At 69.3% G+C, this 19,202-nt stretch carries 3 protein-coding genes; 2 read left to right on the top strand and 1 reads right to left on the bottom strand.

The genetic code is table 11. The annotated features are described in order from the left end of the window. Window positions 1–142 precede the first annotated feature (142 nt). Window positions 143–1,081: a methionyl-tRNA formyltransferase gene (locus EF834_RS03805; protein WP_127945857.1), complete on the bottom strand. Its 939-nt coding sequence runs from the start codon at window positions 1,079–1,081 to the stop codon at window positions 143–145. Between the two features lie 109 nt (window positions 1,082–1,190). Between EF834_RS03805 and EF834_RS03800 the strand changes: the two genes are divergently transcribed. Both EF834_RS03800 and EF834_RS03795 read left to right on the top strand, forming a co-directional pair. Continuing rightward, on the top strand, window positions 1,191–1,991 hold the full coding sequence (locus tag EF834_RS03800) for an alpha/beta fold hydrolase (protein ID WP_127945856.1): 801 nt from the start codon (window positions 1,191–1,193) through the stop codon (window positions 1,989–1,991). A gap of 135 nt (window positions 1,992–2,126) precedes the next feature. After that, window positions 2,127–19,073, top strand: a complete 16,947-nt coding sequence (locus EF834_RS03795; protein WP_127945855.1) for a non-ribosomal peptide synthetase — start codon at window positions 2,127–2,129, stop codon at window positions 19,071–19,073. Window positions 19,074–19,202 lie beyond the last annotated feature (129 nt).

The following is a 19,202-nucleotide window of genomic DNA, read 5'->3' as shown; positions in this document are numbered from 1 at the left end:
GCACCGGTCGGCGCTACTTGCCGTCCCTTAAGGGTGATTTCGCTCCGGTGATCTGTGTTTACTCGAGGGATTCGGGGAACCGTTCGGTGTGCCCTCTGGTGTACCTGCCGCTGACGGGTGTCGCGGTCGTTCCAGCAGGGCCTCAGCGCCCCAGATACCCGCCACCATGTGGGAAGAACTCGGTGCCCGACATCTCGGTGCCGTCGTCGAGGCGGACGCGCTCGATGACGAGGCCCTTGTTCTGTCCGGTACGGGCGTCGGGTCCGGCGACGATGATCATGCCGTCTCCCTCGTGGATGAAGACCCGGCCCGGGGTGCCGCCGTAGTTGCCCTTCGACACCGACGACCGCAGCACGCGAATCCGCTGGCCTTTGAACGTGGTGAACGCGTTCGGGTACGGGTCCGACTGCGCGCGCACCAGGCGCTCGATGGCGTCGGCCGGCCAGGTCCAGTCGATGCGGCTGTCCTCCTCGGAGCGCTTGTGGAAGAACGTGGCCTTCGAGCGGTCCTGCGGCGTCCAGTCGGTGCGGCCGGATTCGATGAGCGCGAGCGCGTCGAGCGTGATCGGGCCGATCATGTCCACAGTGCGGTGGAACAGGTCGGTGACGGTGTCCTCGGGGCTGACCGGGGTGCTGCGCTGCAGGACGATGTCGCCGGCATCGAGTTCCTCGTCCATCAGGTGCGCGGTCAGGCCGACCTCTTCCTCGCCGTTGATGAGCGCCCAGATCAGCGGGGAGAAGCCGGTGTACTTCGGCAGCAGCGAGTCGTGGATGTTGAGGGTGCCGTAGCGCGGTGCGTCGAACACGTCACGCGGCAGCCACGTCCGCCAGTTGTTGGCGACGATGATGTCCGGCTGGGCGGTCTTCAGTGCGGCTTTGAAGTCTTCGTCGGGTCGGTTCGCGATGTGAACGGGAACTCCGTGCTCGGTGGCGAGGTCGGCGACCGAGTCCGCCCACATCTTCTCGTACGCGTGCTTGCTCTTCGGATGGGTGATGGCCAGGACCACCTCATGATCGGAATCGAGGACCGCCTGCAAGGTACGGTGGCCCCAGGTTTGGTAGCCCAGCGTGGCGACTCTCAACGCGATCCTCCTGGTCGGGTTGTGCCGGAAAAGCCGCCACTCGCGACGACGATGAATTAGGTTACCCAACCCTATTCGATGGAGCGAACGCAGCACGAGGAAGGCCGACATGCCCATTGCCACCGTCAACGGGATTCCCCTGAACTACCAGGTCAAGGGTGAGGGAGACCTCGTCGTCCTGATCATGGGGACGGGCAGCCCAGGCCGCGTGTGGGATCTGCACCAGGTCCCTTCGCTGGTGGCTGCCGGCTACCAGGTGTGCACGTTCGACAACCGCGGCATCGCTCCGTCGGGGGAAAGCGCCGACGGCATCACGATCGAGGACATGGTGGCCGACACCGCGGGTCTGATCGAGTTGCTCGGCGGTCGCGCGCACGTCGTGGGCACGTCGATGGGCGCCCGGATAGCGCAGGAGTTGGCGCTCACGCGACCCGAACTCGTTCGCAGTGCCGTGTTCCTCGCCGGTCACGCCCGGATGGACCGATTCCAGCAAACCCTCAACGAGGGTGAACGCGACCTGATGGACTCAGGCATCACGCTGCCGTCGAAGTACCGCGCGGCGGTGACCGCGGTCATGAATCTGTCACCCGCGACGCTCGCCGACCAGCACGCGGCCCGCGACTGGCTCGACGTCTTCGAGTTCTCCGGTGGAGAAACCTCGCCCGGCTTGCGGGCACAGCTGGCGATGAACCGTGACTTCGACCGGCGGAGTGCCTACCGGGGCATCACCCGGCCGTGCCTGGCCGTCGGCTTCGCGGACGACCGGATGATCCCCGCCTACCTCTCGAAGGAAGTTGCCGACGCCATTCCGGGCGCGACCTACCAGGAGATCTCCGACGTCGGGCACTACGGCTACCTCGAGCGCCCCGAGGCCGTGAACAAGGTGATTCTGGACTTCCTCGGCGGCTGACCTCGGGTGGTCGATCTCGCCGGTCGAGTGAGGTCAGCGGGCAGATGGCTTCGATGATGTGGGTTAGCCTATCCTAAAGTCCGTTCTCTGCGACCGTCTCGACTGCGGCGCACCATGACGGACGATCGGATTTGTATGTCTGCGGACCACCACTCGGCTGCCCCCTTGCTCGACCAGTCCGTGGTTGATCTGCCCGTCACTGCCGCACAGTCCGAGATCCTCGTTGCGCAGCAGCTCGACCCGCTGAGCACCGTCTACAACCTCTCCCTCGTCGGCGAGGTCACCGGTTCGATCGATCTGCACCGGCTCGCCGCGGCGATCCGCCGCACCGTCACGGCTGCCGAGGCACTGCACGTCAGGTTCCGGGTGGACGACGATCGGACGCTGCGCCAGGTACCCGCACCGAGCGATGCGTGGCCGCTCGATGTGGTCGATGTCCGTGACGCCGCCGACCCCGAGGGCGCGGCGCAGGCCTGGATGGACCGCGACATGGCTACCGTCGTCGACGTCACCGGCGGCGACGCGCTGTTCGCCCATGCGGTGTTCCGACTCGCCGATGACCACGTGGTCTGGTACCAGCGCTATCACCACAGCATCGTCGACGGCCTCGGCATCTCGCTGATCGTCGCGGATGTGGTCGCGCGCTACGGCGATCCGAACCTCGGGGATCAGGACCTCGGGTCGAAGGCGGGACAGTGGTCGCTGCGCAAGTTCGTCGACGCCGATCTCGAGTACCGCAACTCGGCCCGTTTCACCGCCGACCGCGACTACTGGCTCGCCGAGGTTCTCGAGGCGCCCGAGCCGCCGCAGCTGTGCGCCGGCGGTACCGACGCGGCAGGGATGTCGGGGCCACCCGAGTCCACGACGGTACTCATCGACGCCGCGATCGCCGACGCGCTGTACGCATTCGCGGCCGAGGCGGGAATCCGGCGCACCCGCCTGCCGATGGCGCTGCTCGTTGCGTACCTGCACCGCGTCACCGGCCTGCGGGACCTGACGGTGTCGGTGCCGATGGCAGCCCGCGTCGGGCGCGCGATGCGCCGTACACCGGGCATGGCGTCGACGATCCTGCCGGTGACGTTCCACGTGGACCCGGCGGCGACGGTCGGGGAGCTCGCCCGCGCGATCGACGCACGGTTGGTCACGGCGTTGCGGCACGGCCGCTACCGCGGTGGAGATCTCGACCGCGAGGTGCGGGCGATCGACCCGGACCGTCGCGTCTTCGGGCCGGGCATCAACTCGATGATGTTCGAGCATCCGGTCGAGCTCGACGGCTACCCGACGCGCGTCCGCAGCTCGGTCACGGGGCCGGTTCGAGACCTCGACTTCTCGATCCAGGGCGGCGAGGACGGCGAACCGATCCGCATCGACCTGCGCGCACCCGCCGGAAATCGCGATGAGCTGATGCGGCACCGGGATCGACTGATGCACTTCATGTCTCAATTCCTGAAAGATCCCATGGTCGCTGTGGGTGCGCTCGAACCGATGACCGACGACGAGCGGCAGCGCGTGCTCGTCGACTGGAACGACACCGCCGAACCGCAGCCGTCACACACCGTTCCGCAGCTCTTCGCCGACGCCGTCCGCCGGGATGCCGACGCCGAGGCACTCGTGGCGGGCGACCGTCGGCTCACCTACCGCGAGCTCTCCGAGCGGGTCGCACAGCTGGCGCACCACCTGCGCGAGCGGGGGCTGGCGCCCGAGGAGGTCGTGGCGGTGGGACTGCCGCGGTCGGCCGAGATGGTCGTCGGCCTGCTCGCGGTGCTGTGCGCTGGCGGCGCGTTCGTGCCGCTCGATCCGTCGTGGCCTCAGGAGCGCCGCGACGGCGTCCGCGCCGACGCCCGCGCCCGCCTGGTGCTCACCGGCCCGGGCGGCGTCGACGCGGGGACCGATTCCGTCCTGGTCGATCTCGACGACTGGGCGCACAAGGACCTGCCCACCGACCTGTCGGATCCCGAACTCGACGGCCGTCGCCTCGCGTACGTGATCTTCACATCCGGCTCGACCGGTCGCCCCAAGGGCGCGATGATCCGCCACGAGGCCATCTGCGCCCGCCTGGTGTGGCAACGCGACCGGGTCCTCGGCTTCGGTGCCGACGATGCGTCGCTGTTCAAGGCGCCGCTGTCGTTCGACATCTCTGTCAACGAGATCCTGCTGCCGCTCGTCTCGGGTGGGCGCCTGGTCGTCACCGAACCGGGCGGCGAACGCGATCCGCAGTATCTGCTCGATCTCATTGCGCGCGAACGGGTGACGTTCGTGTACCTGGTGTCGTCGATGCTGGACGTCCTGCTCGACCTCGCCCGCGGCACTAACATGCTGTCCGGGCTACGGCACGTGTGGTGCGGCGGGGAGGTGCTGACCCCGGACCTGTTCGACCGATTCCGGCGCCAGCTGTCGACGACGCTCTACCACGGGTACGGGCCCGCCGAGGCGACCATCGGTGTCTCGCACGTGATCTACCGCGACGATGCCTCTCGTATCGCCACGTCGATCGGCCGTCCCAACCCCAACACCCAGCTTTACGTGCTCGACTCCCAGCTGCGCCCGGTCCCCGAGGGGATCGGCGGGGAGTTGTACGCGGGCGGCTATCTCCTCGGACGCGGGTACGTCGGTGCGCCCGGACTCACGGCCTCGCGTTTCGTCGCGAACCCGTTCGCGGACGACGGCTCGGTGCTGTACCGCACGGGCGATCTGGCGCGGTGGGCCGCGGACGGCAGCCTCGACTTCCTCGGCCGCGCCGACAATCAGGTCAAGATCCGCGGAATGCGCCTCGAGCTCGAGGACGTCGAGGCCGCACTGGCCTCCAACCCGGACGTGCGACACAGTGCCGTCCTGGTCCGCAAGACACCGGCTGGGTCGAATTATCTGGCGGCGTATGTCGTTACGAACGGCGATGATGAGGTCACCGGCGACAACCTTCGGGCTTGGGCGGCGGACAGGCTGCCCGAGTACATGGTGCCGTCGGCGTTCGTGGTGCTCGATGCGTTTCCGCTGACCCCGAACGGGAAGCTGGACCGCCGGGCACTGCCCGAACCCGATCTGGCCGCGGCCGCCGAGCACGTCGCACCGCGCACCGACCTCGAGGCGACGCTGTGCGCGCTGATCGCCGGCGTACTCGGGCTGGAGCAGGTGGGCGTGACCGACGACTTCTTCGCGCTCGGCGGAGACAGCATCGTCGCGATCCAACTCGTGAGCCAGGCCCGCTGTGAAGGTCTTTCGGTCAGCGCTCGCGACGTGTTCCAGCTACGAACCGCGGGCGCGCTCGCGGCCGCGCTGCACGTGCGGGTCGCCGACGGGGCCGACACCGACGACGTCGCGGCGGGTGCGTTGGCGGCGACGCCGGTTGTCGCCCGCGTGTGCGGCGCCGGCGCCGACGTGCGCACCTTTCACCAGTGGGTGCTGGTGCAGACCCCGCCCGGATTCGATGAGGAGACCGCGACCGCGGCCCTGCAGGCGGTCGTCGATCGGCACGACGCGCTGCGGGCGCGCTGGGACCGGCAGACCGGAACGCTCGTGGTACCCGACGAGAGTGTGCCGGTGACAGTCCACGTTTCCGAACTCCCCGAAGGCCTGGATGACGTCGACGCCCTCGTCGCCGACGAGCGTGAGGCCGCTGTCGATCTGCTCGACCCCGAGTCCGGAATCATGTTGCAGGCAGTGCTGTTCCACCGCGCGGCGGATGGGTCCGGGCAGATTGCGCCCGGGCAGCTACTGCTCGTGGGCCACCACCTCGTCGTCGACGGGGTGTCGTGGCGGATCATCGTCGAGGACTTCGCGCGCGCCGCCGCAGCTCTCGCCGGTGGGACCGACGCCGCGTCAGGTGTGGAGCTACCGCCGGCTGGGACGTCGCTGCGCCGCTGGTCGCAGCTGCTGGAGGAGCGAGCCCGTGCCGGGGCGTTCGAGGACGAATTCGATTACTGGTGGTCGGTGACGGCCCCCGGTTCGCTCGAGATCGGTTCGCGTGCCGTCGATCCCACTCGCGACACGTGGGCCGAGGCGGACACCACGACCGCGCAGACGACGTCGGAGATCGCCGCCCCGCTGCTCGCCGACGTGCCCGCCGCCTACCACACCGGTGTCGGTGATGTCCTCGTCGCGGCGCTGGCGCTCGCGCTGCGGCGCTGGCGCGGCGGCGACCGCACCGACGTCCTGGTCGAGCTCGAGGGCCACGGCCGCGAGGAACACCTCGTGCGCCGGCCGGGCACCGCACTGGACGTCTCGCGCACGGTCGGCTGGTTCACCACCGTCTACCCGGTCCGCCTGCAGATGGAGACCGATCATGTCCCGTTCGCGCTTCGGTCCGTCAAGGAACAGCTCCGCCGCGTCCCGAACAGCGGATTCGGCTACGGCGCACTGCGATTCCTGAGCGGATCGGGTGATGCTCTCAGAGCTGGCACCACGCCGCCGGTGCTGTTCAACTACCTCGGTCGGGTCGCGTCCGGCGTGGGTGTCGACTGGCTGCCCACCGCGACCGGCGGTGGCAGCGATCCGGCGATGCCGATCGGACACGCCCTCACCGTCGACGTGATCGCCACCGACGGCCCCGACGGGCCGACGCTGCACACCACGTTCACACGGGCCGGGGGAGTGCTGTCTCAGGCCGACGTCGACGAGTTCGCCGCCCAGTGGGACGCTGTCCTGCACGAGGTCGCCGCGTCCGCGGTGGACGGTGGCCACACCCCGTCGGACTTTCCGTTGGTGCCGATGGCGCAGGCCGACGTCGACCACCTCGCCGAGTCGACACCGACGTTGTCCGAGGTCCTGCCGACCACCCCGCTGCAGGACGGCATCTACTTCCACAGCGTCTACGAGCGCAGCGTCGACGAGCGTGACGGGTCCGCCGAGACGGAACCCGACCCATACGTCGTCCAGCAGATCGTGGAGTTGACCGGCGAGGTCGACGCGATCGCCCTGCACCGTGCGCTGCAGGCCGTCGTCGACCGGCACGACGCGCTCCGGGCGGGACTGTGCCCGCTGTCCGACGGCCGGGTGGTGCAGGTGGTCTCGGCGCGAGCCGACGTTCCCATGACGGTGCTGGACCTGTCCGGCGACCCCGACTGGTCGGACGCGGTCGACCGTCTACTCGCCGCTGATCGGCTGCGCGGCTTCGACTTCGAACGTCCGCCACTCGTCCGCTACACCCTGGTGCGGATCGATCGGGCGCGGTTCCTGCTGATGCAGTCGATCCACCACGTCGTCGCGGACGGCTGGTCGGTGCCGGTGATGCTGCGCGAGTTGATGGCGCTTTACAGCCCGGCCGGCGCGCCACCCGCCCTTCCCGCCCCGGCCCTGTACCGGGCCTACCTCGAGTGGCTGGGGTCCCGGGACCGCGACGCCTCGGTCGACGCGTGGCGCGTCGCGCTCGCCGGAGCGGACGAGCCGCCCACCCTGCCCGGGACGCCGACCGCCGGTCCGACCGGGGTTCGCAGCGTCGAGGTTGCGTTGTCGGCGGTTGCGACGGAGGCGCTCGAGCGGCTCGGCCGTGAGCGCGGACTGACGACCAGCACGCTCATCCACGGTGCGTGGGGCATGCTGCTGGCCCGGCTGACCGGACGTCGCGACGTGCTGTTCGGGTCGACGGTGTCCGGCCGTGGCGGCGATCTGCCCGGCATCGAGGCGATGGTCGGCCTGTTCATCAACACCGTTCCCGCTCGGCTGCGGCTGTCCACCGAGGAGACCCCGGCGGAGATCCTCTCGCGCTGGCAGTCCGAGCAGTCGGGGCTGCTCGACCACCAGTACGTGGGCCTCGGTGAACTGCGTCGTCTGACCGGTCTGCAGGAACTGTTCGAGACGCTCGTCGTGGTCGAGAACTATCCGATCGGCAACACGTCGATCGCCGATCCGTCGGGCGCCGTGCAGATCACCGGAATCCGGTTCGACGAGCACCCGCCGTACCCGTTGACGCTGATCGCGGTGCCCGGTGACCGGTTGCGGTTCGAGGTCAAGTACGACACCGCCCGCGTCGGCGACGCGACCGCGGCGCAGATGGCCGACGGACTGCTGGCCGTCCTGTCTCTGCTCCCGGAGAAGATCGACCGCCCGGTCGCCTCGGTCGAGTTGGCCGACCGGCCCTCGCCCACCCCGCGAACCGAGTTCCCGAACACGACCGTCCCCGCACTGCTCGAGGCGCAGGCTGAGCGGACCCCCGACGCGATCGCAGTGGAGTTCGAGGGCCGGGCGCTGTCCTACGCGCAGGTCCACGAGCGGGCGAACCGACTGGCGCACCTGCTGATCGGGCGTGGGGTTCGTCCCGAGTCGAGGGTGGCCGTCGCGTTGCCGCGCTCCCTCGACTTGATGGTGGCACTGCTCGCGGTCGGCAAGGCCGGAGGCGCCTACGTGCCCCTCGACACCGGGTACCCGGCCGAGCGACTGGGGTACATGCTCGAGGACTCGGCTCCGGTGTGCGTGCTGACGTCGGCGGGTGCCGTAGCGGACCTGCCGCGCGATACAGGGGAGACGATCGCCGTCGACGAAGTCGACCTCGACGCGTACCCGGCCGAGCGACCCAAGGTCGCACTGAGCCCGCAGCATCCGGCGTACGTGATCTACACGTCCGGCTCCACCGGACGGCCCAAGGGTGTCGTGGTCCCGCACTCGGGAGTGGTGAACCGGCTGCTGTGGATGCAGACCTTCCGACCGATCCTCGCCACCGATCGCGTGCTGCAGAAGACTCCGTCGAGTTTCGACGTCTCGGTTCCGGAGTTCTTCGGCCCGCTCCTCGCCGGGGCGACGCTCGTTCTGGCACGGCCCGACGGCCACCGTGATCCGCAGTACCTGGCGGAGTTGATCGCCGAGACACGGATCACCCGCGCGCACTTCGTGCCGTCGATGCTCGAATTGTTCCTCGCCGAGCCCAAGGCGCGGGCGTGCGGTGGTCTACGGGTGGTCGCCTCGAGCGGTGAGGCGCTACCGCTCGCGGTGACACGCCGGTTCTCCGACGTGCTGCCCGGCGCTGTCCTCGACAACCTGTACGGACCCACCGAGGCCTCGGTGGAGGTCAGCTGCGCCGCGGCGGTGCAGGCCCTGCCGGCCGAGGCGACCGCGGTGCCGATCGGTCTACCGGTCTCGAACACCGCTCTGTACGTCCTGGATCCGTACCTGCTGCCCGTCGCCGACGGGGGAGTGGGTGAGCTGTACCTGGCCGGCCCACAGCTGGCGCGTGGCTACTTGGGCCGCGCCGCGGTGACCGCCGACCGGTTCGTCGCCGACCCGTTCGGCGCGCCCGGCGACCGCATGTACCGCACCGGCGACCTCGTGCGCCGGAACGGGGACGGCGCGATCGAGTTCCTGGGACGCGCCGACGATCAAGTCAAGCTGCGGGGCTTCCGCGTCGAGTTGGGCGAGATCGAGGCGCAGTTGGCGTCGCACGCCGACGTCACCCGGGCCGCCGCGGTGATCCGGGAGGACGTCCCCGGCCATCAGCAACTGGTCGGGTACCTCGTAGCCGACCCCGGCCTCGATATCGAATCCGTTCGCCGTCACCTCGCGCGGACATTGCCCGGGTTCATGGTGCCCGCCGCGTTCGTGGTCGTCGACGCTCTCCCGCTGAGCCCGAGTGGCAAGCTGGACCGGCGCGCCCTCCCGGCACCGAACGTCGCGACACCGACGCGCACAATGGATTCGGCCTTGTCTCCTCGTGTGTCGGCGTCCCCTCGTGTGTCGACCCTCGCGGGACTGGTCGCCGAGGTGCTCGGTCTCGACGCCGTCGGGGAGGATGACGACTTCTTCGCCCTCGGAGGCGACAGCATTCTTGCGATCCGGCTCGTCAACCTGGCTCGCCGCGAGAACATCTCGATCACCCCGCGGCAGATCTTCGAGCAACGCACCGCACGGGCCCTGGCCCGACTGATCGGCGACGACGCGCCTGTCGAGCAGCGGGACGCTGTGCGCGAATCGGTCGACTCCACCGGAGACCTGGCACCGTTGCCCGTCGTCCACCGGCTCTCGGAGTGGAGCGGCGGCACCGAGCGGTTCAACCAGACCGTGCTGCTGCACAGTCCCGTCGGCGCCACCACCCAGAACCTCACGGCCGCATTGCAGTCCGTTCTCGACCATCACGACGGGCTCCGCCAGCGGTTGACCCGGCATGCGGCGGGAGTGTGGTCGCTGCAGATCGCCGCGCCGGGCACGGTCGCACCGTCGCTGCACCGAGTCGATGTCGCCGGCTACGACGACACGCAGCTGCGAGCGGTGATCGAGTCCGAGTCGAGCGCTGCGGCCGACCGTCTCGACCCAGAGTCGGGCGCGATGCTCGAGGCCGTGTGGTTCGACGCGGGCGACGCCGAACCCGGGCGGCTGCTGCTGGTCGCGCACCACCTCGTCGTCGATGGGGTGTCGTGGCGGGTGCTGCTCGAGGACCTGCCGATGTCGTGGGTGGCGGCGCGGTCCGGCGAGCCCGCCGCCCTGGACCCGGTGGGCACCTCTGTGAAGGAGTACGCGGAACTCATCGCAGCTCAGGCGCAGCAGCCCGCCCGTCTGCGCGAGCTGGCGCACTGGACCGAGGTCACCGCTCCCGGAGCCGAATTGGTGCCGTCCGTGCAGGGGGACGCCACGATCGCGACCGGATCGCGCCGGAGCGTGCGGCTGTCGGTCGCCGACACCGAAGCCGTGCTCACGGCCGTGCCCGCCCTCGCGCACGCCGACGTCACCGACGTGCTGGTAGCCGCGCTGCGCATCGCGGTCAACCGCTGGTTCGCCGGGCAGGGCCGCGAGGCCGACCTGCTGATCGACCTCGAACGGCACGGTCGTGAGGAACTCGTGTCGGGCATCGACCTGTCCCGCACCGTCGGCTGGTTCACCAACATCACCCCGGTCCGGTTGCGGGGAAGCGTGCCCGCGGGCGCGCCCGTTCCGTTCGGGGGGATTTCCGGGGGGACTTCCGAGGGGGGCTCGCCGATCGACGTCCTCAAGGACGTCAAGGAGAGCCTGCGGGAGGCTCCCGATAGTGGCATCGGTTTCGGCATGCTGCGCTATGTCAACGGCCGCACCGCCGGGTTGCTGCGGGCCGGCGCCCAGGCGCAGGTGCTGTTCAACTACCTCGGCCGGATGCCCGCCGGCCTTGTCGGTCCGTGGACAACCGCTCCCGAAACCGACTCGCTGGCAACCGATCCCGACGCCGACATGAGCGGGCCATACCGGCTACTGGTGAACGCGCTGTGCGAGGACACCCCCGACGGCCCGGTACTCGGCGCAGTGTTCGGGTGGTCCGAGCCGGACCTGTCCGCGTCGGACGCCGAGGCGATCAGCGACGGCTGGGCGGCCGCGTTGCGGGAACTCGCGGCGCTCGCGTCCGGTCACACCGGTCCGGGACTGCTCACCCCGTCTGACGTTCCGCTGGCCGCGCTCACCCAGTCCGAGATCGACGCTGTCACCGCCGCGGCGCCGGCCGGGGTGGAGACCATCTGGCCGCTGTCACCGCTGCAGGAGGGCCTGTACTTCCAGGCCGCGATCGCCGACGGCGCCGATATCTACACCGCCCAGTTCTCGCTGGACTTCGATCGGCACCTGGACCTCGAGCGGCTCGGCGCCGCCATCCGCACGCTGCAACGCCGCAACCCGACGCTGCGCGCCGGGTTCGTCGGCGCCGGGCTGACCGCGCCGGTGCAGTTCGTCAGCGCCGGACTGGACGTGCCGATCATCGAGGTCGACCTGCGTGACCTGGACGACGGGGCCCGCGAGGCCCGCGCCGCGCAGCTGATGCTCGAGGACCGGCTCACCCCGTTCGATCTGACGGCACCGCCGCTGTGGCGGGCGATGGTCCTGCGACTGTCCGACGAACGCGACCGCCTGGTGATCAACCGTCAGTTCCTGCTGTGGGACGGCTGGTCCAACGGCCTCGTCGTCAGCCAACTCCTCGCACTCTACGAGGCGGGTGGCGACGACACCGGATTCCTCACGCCCGAGAACGGATTCGACTCCTACCTGTCCTGGCTCGCCGAACGGGACGGAGACGCTGCCAGCGCCGCATGGGCACGGGCGCTGTCCGGGATCGACGAGCCGACATTGCTGGCTCGGCGCACCGGCGAGGCTGCGGCGCTTCCCGACCGCCGCGACGCGGTGCTCTCCCGGGAACTCGGCGAGCGGCTGCGTGCACAGGCTGCCCGTACCGGCGTGACGCTCAACGCGATCCTCAGCGCGGCCCTCGCGCTCGTGCTTTCCGGCACGACCGGCCGCAGCGACGTCGTGTTCGGTGCGACAGTCGCGGGCCGACCGCCGGAGGTGCCGGGCATCGACTCCGTGGTCGGCATGTTCCTCAACACCGTGCCGGTGCGGATGTCGCTGCGGCCCAACGAGTCCGTCGCGGATCTCATGCGTCGCACACAGTCCGAGCGGCTCGAACTGATGCCGTACGACTACCTCGGACTAGCGACGATTCAGCGGACGAGCGAGCACCGCGAACTGTTCGACGTGCTGTACGTGCTGCAGAACTTCGTCGACGAGCGGCAGGTGTCGGCGTTGCACGCCGCCCACGACATCAGCGGCGGAGACAGCATCGACCACACGCACTACCCGCTGACCGTGGTCGTCACCCCGGGTGCCGAGACCAAGGTGAAGTTCGAGTTCCATCCCGACAAGGTGGCGGCGTCCGACACCGAGCGCCTGCTGGCGGGATTCGTGCGGTTGCTCGAGCAGTTCGCCGACAACGTGGACCTGCCGGTCGGGCGGACCGGCACCCTCGCGCCGCCCGACCGAGACCGCCTCGACGCGCGACTCACCGAGACCGCACACCCGGTGCCGGAGACGACGATCGCGGACCTTTTCGGCGCAACCGCGCAACGGATCCCCGACGCGACCGCGCTGGTGTTCGGCGATGACATCGTCACCTACGCGGACCTCGACGCGAGGATCAACCGCCTGGCCCGGATGCTGCTCGCGCACGGTGCCGGCCCGGAGCGGATCGTCGCTCTGGCACTGCCGCGGTCGGTGGAGACCGTCGTCACGCTGTTCGCGGTGCTGCGGACCGGTGCCGCATATCTCCCGCTCGAACTCGATCACCCCTCCGAGCGTCTGGTCGGGATGCTCGAGGACGCACGACCGGTGACGATGGTCACCACCACTGAGGTCGCCGAAACCCTCAGTGCGGCAACGGTCGATGTGATGTTGATCGACGACGAGGAGGTGTGGGACAGGCTCCGCGCCACCGAAGACTCGGTCCTCACCGACGCCGAACTCGGCGGCTTCGCACCCGGAACCCCGGGCCGCATGGACCATCCGGCGTACGTGATCTACACGTCGGGGTCCACCGGCAAACCCAAGGGCGTCGTGACGCCTTACCGCGGCCTGACCAACATGCAGTTCAACCACCGCGAGGAGATCTTCGAACCCGTCGTTCGTTCCGGGGGCGGGCGCACGCTGCGCATCGCCCACACCGTGTCCTTCGCCTTCGACATGTCCTGGGAAGAGCTGCTGTGGCTCGTCGAAGGACACGAGGTGCACATCTGCGACGAGACGCTGCGTCGCGACGCACGCGCGCTCGTCGAGTACGGCGACCGGCATGCGATCGACGTCGTCAACGTGACTCCGACCTACGCGCGGCACCTGATCGAGGAGGGCTTGCTCGACGACGGGCCGGGACAGCACCGGCCTCCGCTGGTCCTGCTCGGTGGGGAGGCCGTCTCCGACCAGGTGTGGGACGCGTTGCGCCAGACCGACGGAACCTGCGGTTACAACCTGTACGGCCCCACCGAGTACACGATCAACACGCTCGGCGGTGGCACGGGCGACAGCGTGACACCCACGGTGGGCCGACCCATCTGGAACACCGTCGCGCACATCCTCGACGGCTGGCTCCGCCCCGTCCCGGACGGGGTCGCGGGCGAGCTGTACATCTCCGGTGTCGGGCTCGCGCGCGGCTACCTCGGCCGGTTCGGGCTGACCGCCGAGCGGTTCGTCGCCGACCCGATCGTCGGCGGCGGCGCTCGCATGTACCGCACGGGCGATCTCGTCCGGCGTGGACCGGACGGGAACATCGACTTCCTCGGGCGCACCGACGACCAGGTGAAGATCCGCGGGCATCGTGTGGAACTGGGCGAGGTCGAATCGGTGCTGGCCGAGCACGACTCGGTGCGGCAGGTCGCGGTGATCGCCGACGCCGGCCCGGGCGGCATCAAGCGCCTGGTCGCCTACCTTGTGCCATCCCGTGCGACCGCGTCCGAGGAGGTGGCCGCCCACGCGCGCAAGGCGCTGCCGGACTACATGGTTCCGGTCGCCTTCGTCGCCGTCGAGACGCTGCCGATGACCGTCAATGGGAAACTCGACGTGCGTGCGCTGCCGTCCGCGGACACCGTCCTCGGACGCGCCGACGGCGAGTCCCGCGCGCCGCGGAACCTCGTCGAGGACACTCTGTGCCGACTGTTCGGTGAGGTTCTCGAGCTTCCCGAGGATGCGGGCCTCGGGATCGACGACAGCTTCTTCGACCTCGGCGGCCACTCGCTGCTCGCCACCCGGCTCATGAGCCGGGCGCGCGGCGACTTGTCCGCCGAGTTGACGATGCGGGACCTGTTCGAGGCGCCCACCGTGGCCGAACTAGCGGAACGCATCGCGGACCGATCCGAGTCGACCCGCCCGGTCCTGGTCGCGGGACAGCGGCCCGACCGTCTGCCGCTCTCGCCTGCTCAACAGCGGCTTTGGGTGATTCAGCAGATCGAGAAGGGCAGCCGGGAGGGCGCCGAGCAGGGCACCAAGAAGGACACAGCGGCGTCCTCCGCCTACAACTTCCCCATCGTGCTGCGCCTGCGCGGTCCCCTCGACGCGGAGGCGTTCACACAGGCCCTCGGTGACGTCGTCGGCCGACACGAGGTGCTGCGCACGGTGTTCGACGAGCACGACGGCGATCCGGTTCAGGTGATCCTCGAGGGCGTCCACCCCGAGGTGACCGTTCTCGACGCCCAGCCCGAGGGGGCCGGTCGCCTGGTCGCGGACGCGGTCGCCCGACCGTTCGATCTCGCCTCGGAGATCCCCGTGCGTGCCACGGTGGTCCGGGTCGGTGACGACGAGTACGTGCTTGCTCTCGTTCTGCATCACGTTGCGACCGACGAATGGTCGGACCGGCCGTTCCTGCGGGACCTGATGGTCGCCTACACGGCCCGCATCCAAGGCGAGGCACCCGATTGGACGCCGCTGCCGGTGCAGTATGCGGACTACACGTTGTGGCAGCGGGCGCTTCTCGGCGACCCGTCCGACGCGGACTCGCTGATCAGTCGCCAACTGGACTACTGGGCAGAGGTTCTCGACGGCGCACCCGAGGAACTGGCGCTGCCGGCCGACCGCACGCGGCCCGCCCGGCCCAGCTTCGCCGGTGGCGCAATCGAACTCGACCTCGCCGCCGAGACGACCGTTGCACTGCGAGCCCTCGCCCGTGACCGTGGCGCGAGCATGTTCATGGTGCTGCACGCCGCGTCGGCCGCCCTGCTGCACCGGCTCGGTGCCGGCGACGACCTGCCGTTGGGGGCGCCGGTCGCCGGTCGCGCCGAGCAGGGCCTCGACGATCTGGTCGGCTTCTTCGTCAACACCGTCGTGCTCCGCACCGACGTCTCGGGCGACCCGACGTTCGCGCAGCTGCTGGCGCGGGTCAACGAGCTCGACCTGGCGGCGTTCTCGCACGCGGACGTGCCGTTCGAGTCTGTCGTCGAGCGTGTCAATCCGGCGCGCACGCTGGCACGGAATCCGCTGTTCCAGGTGATGGTCGGCTATCACAGCCGAACCGCCGAGCCTGTGTCGTCGCCGGACCTGGCGCTCGCGCCGGTGTCGATCGAGGAACGCAGCGCCAAGTTCGATCTCGTGTTCAATTGGACCGAATTCCTCGACGAGGACCGGGTGCAGTTGCGGCTCGAGTACAGCGCCGATCTGTTCGACCACGACACCGCCGCGCGCATCGCCCGCCGTCAGACGGCTGTCCTCGGCGCGGTCGCGTCGAATCCCGCGACCCGCGTATCCGCTGTCGACGTGTTCCTCGACGGTGAACGCGGTGCCGTTGTGCACGAGTTCAACGACACCTTCCGCCCGGTCGAGGAGCTGACGCTGCCGGAGGCCTTCGACCTCTGGGTGCGGCGCACCCCCGAGGCGGTGGCGGTGTCGGACCGGGACGGGGAGGCCACTTTCGCCGAGCTCGACGAGCGGTCGCGGCGCATCGCCGGCGTGCTCGCCTCACGGGGAGTTGGTGCCGAAAGCGTTGTGGGGCTTGCCGTTCCGCGATCAATCGATATGGTCGCCGCGGTGCTCGGTGTGCTGCGATTGGGCGCAGCGTACCTGCCGCTCGATCTCACGCATCCGGCGGATCGCATCACGTACATGCTCGATGACCCGGATGCCGAGATCCTGCTCACGACGGCGCCCGAGTCGGCGCGAGTCGCCACTGACGTGACCAGGGTGCTTCTCGACGATCCGGACGTGCGGGGAGAACTCGGAGGTCCGCTACCCGACGACCTGCCAACTCCGCCGGCGGGCCTCGACCACGCGGCCTACGTCATCTACACGTCCGGTTCGACGGGACGGCCCAAGGGTGCGGTGCTGCCCCACGAGGGCATCATGAGCCTGGTTGCCACGGCCGAGGACCGGATGAGGCTCACGACCGGTTCGGTGGTCATGCAGTTCGCGTCCGTCGGCTTCGACGTCGCCGTGTTCGAACTGTCGATGGCGCTGTGCACCGGGTCGAGGTTGGTGATCATCCCGGAGGAGGCGCGCGTCGCCGGACCGGAGCTGACCGATTTCATGCACGAGCGCGGCGTCACGCACGCGATCCTGCCGCCGTCGCTGATGGCGGCGCTGCCTCCGGGATGTCTGGTGCCGGAAGGTTGCACGGTGCTGGTGGGTACCGAGACGGTGCCACCGGACCTCATCGGGCGCTGGGCCGAGCGGCTGAATCTGTTGGCCGCCTACGGGCTCACCGAGGCGACCGTCAACAACACCCTGTGGCAGGCGCAGCCGGGTTGGACGCAGGCGGTACCGATCGGCATCCCCGACCCCAACGAGCAGGCATACGTGCTCGACGACCTGCTGCGGCCGGTGCCGCCGGGCATCGCGGGTGAGCTGTACATCGCCGGGCGCGGTCTGGCTCGTGGCTACCTCGGCAGGCCAGCGCTCACGGCGGGACGGTTCGTCGCGAATCCGTTCGGTCCCGGTCGCATGTACCGCACCGGCGACCGTGCCCGGTGGCGGGCGGACGGGAACATCGACTTCCTCGGCCGCGTCGACGACCAGGTGAAGATCCGCGGATTCCGGATCGAACTCGGCGAGATCATCGCCGCGCTGTCGAGCCATCCGGCGGTCAGCCAGGCCGCGGTAGTCGCGGATCGGGACGCCGGCATCACCCGCCTCGTCGGGTACGTCTCACCCGAGTTCGGCGACGGCGCGGATTCCGTTGTCGCCGTGGATGGCCCTTTGGATGGCGCTGGGGTCCGGGCGCATGCCGCGGGATTGCTTCCGGACTACATGGTGCCCACCATGGTCGTGGTGTTGCCGGGTGCACTGCCGCTCACCCCGAACGGCAAGCTCGACCGCAAGGCGCTGCCCGCGCCTGACTGGGCGGCCCTGGCCGGCGACGGCACCCCGCGCGACGAGGTCGAACGGCAACTCTGCGAGGCCTTCTCGGAGATCCTGCATCTGCCGGCGGTCGGTGTCCACGACGGCTTCTTCGACCTCGGAGGGCACTCCATGGCGTCGATGAAGCTCGTCGGACGGGTCCGCGCCCTGTTCGGGTGCGAGATCACCATTCGGGACATCTTCGACGCCCCGACGGTGGCCGAACTGGCCGACGTCGTCCGCCGCCGCAACACACCCGCTCGGCCTGTGCTGGTCGCGACCGGCGCCGCGACGCCCGTTCCGTTGGCGCCGGCACAGCGACTGCACTGGTTGCGGCATCGTGGGGCGGGTTCGTCCGCGCGCGCCGACCATGCGCTCGCGCTGCAACTGCGCGAGACGATCGACACGGACGTGTTGGCGCGGGCACTCGACGATGTCGTCGACCGGCATGTGACGCTGCGAACCGTATTCGCTCCGGACGGTTCGGAGGTGTTCGCCTACGACGGTCCGCGGCCGGGAATCGACGTGATCGAGGTGGGCGACGACGATCTGCACCGTCGGGCATACGAGTTGGCGCAGTTGCGGATCGATCTCACCGGAGAGGCACCGCTGCGGGTGCATGTGGTCAGTGACGACGCCGGGCGCCAGGTGCTGCTGCTGACGATGCACCATCTCGCGGTGGATGAGTGGTCGGTAGTGCCACTGCTCGGGGACCTGTTGTCCGCGTATGTATTCCGTTCGGGTGGAATCGAGCCGAAGTGGGACCCGCTCGCGGTGGAGTACCCCGACTACGTGCGGTGGCAACACCTGTTGCTCGGCGATCCGGCCGATCCGGAGAGCCGACACGCCCGTCAGCTCGACTACTGGCGGAAGAGACTGTCGGGCATGCCGTCCCGGATCCCTCTGCCCGCTCAGGCGGGGGTGCGTGAGTCACGCCGCGAGATGGTGCCGATCGAGATCGACGCCGGTCTGCACGAGAGGATCGACAGGCTGGCCGGCCGCACCGGGACAAGCATGTTCATGGTGCTACAAGCGGCGTTGGCGACACTGCTGACGAGGGACGGTGCGGGCAGCGACATTCCGATCGGCTCGCTCGTTGCGGGCCGATCCGAGGACGTGCTCGGGCCGATGGTCGGCTGCTTCTTCAACCTCGTTGTGATGCGGACCGACACCAGCGGAACGCCCGACTTCGAGGAATTGCTCGCCCGGATCCGCGTCTCCAATCTCGACGCGCTCGATCACTCGGATGTCGGTTTCGCCGACGTCGTCGCCCAAATCGATGGTGCCGGTTCGGGAAGCCGCTTCCCGCAGGTGATGCTGATACACCACGAGCAGGCGCGTTTCGACGCGCTCGACGGCGTCCTGGACGGCTTCGTTCCGGTGCCGGTCGGGTTGCCGTCCGCGGAGCTGACGCTCAGCTTCTACGAGCCGGTCGGCCCGGGCCCGGTCCATGCCTACTTAGAGTTCTCGACTGCAACCGTCGATGGTGACGCCGTTGCGAGATGGGCGCGTGAGCTTCCGGCGCTGCTGATGTCTGTCGTGGACACCGGTGAAGGAAAGTGATGGAAGGGAAGTAAGGGGGCGTTGTGACAAGCCCCACTCTGTTCGAACGATCGTTTGGGCTTACTTAATGAGGATAGCCTTTGCTATGTTCTGCAACGAACCAAACGGGCTACGAAGACGGGTATGAGG

It is taken from the genome of Rhodococcus spongiicola (assembly GCF_004011835.1).
Lineage (GTDB): Bacteria > Actinomycetota > Actinomycetes > Mycobacteriales > Mycobacteriaceae > Prescottella > Prescottella spongiicola.
This window is presented reverse-complemented; position numbering and strand designations above follow the sequence as displayed.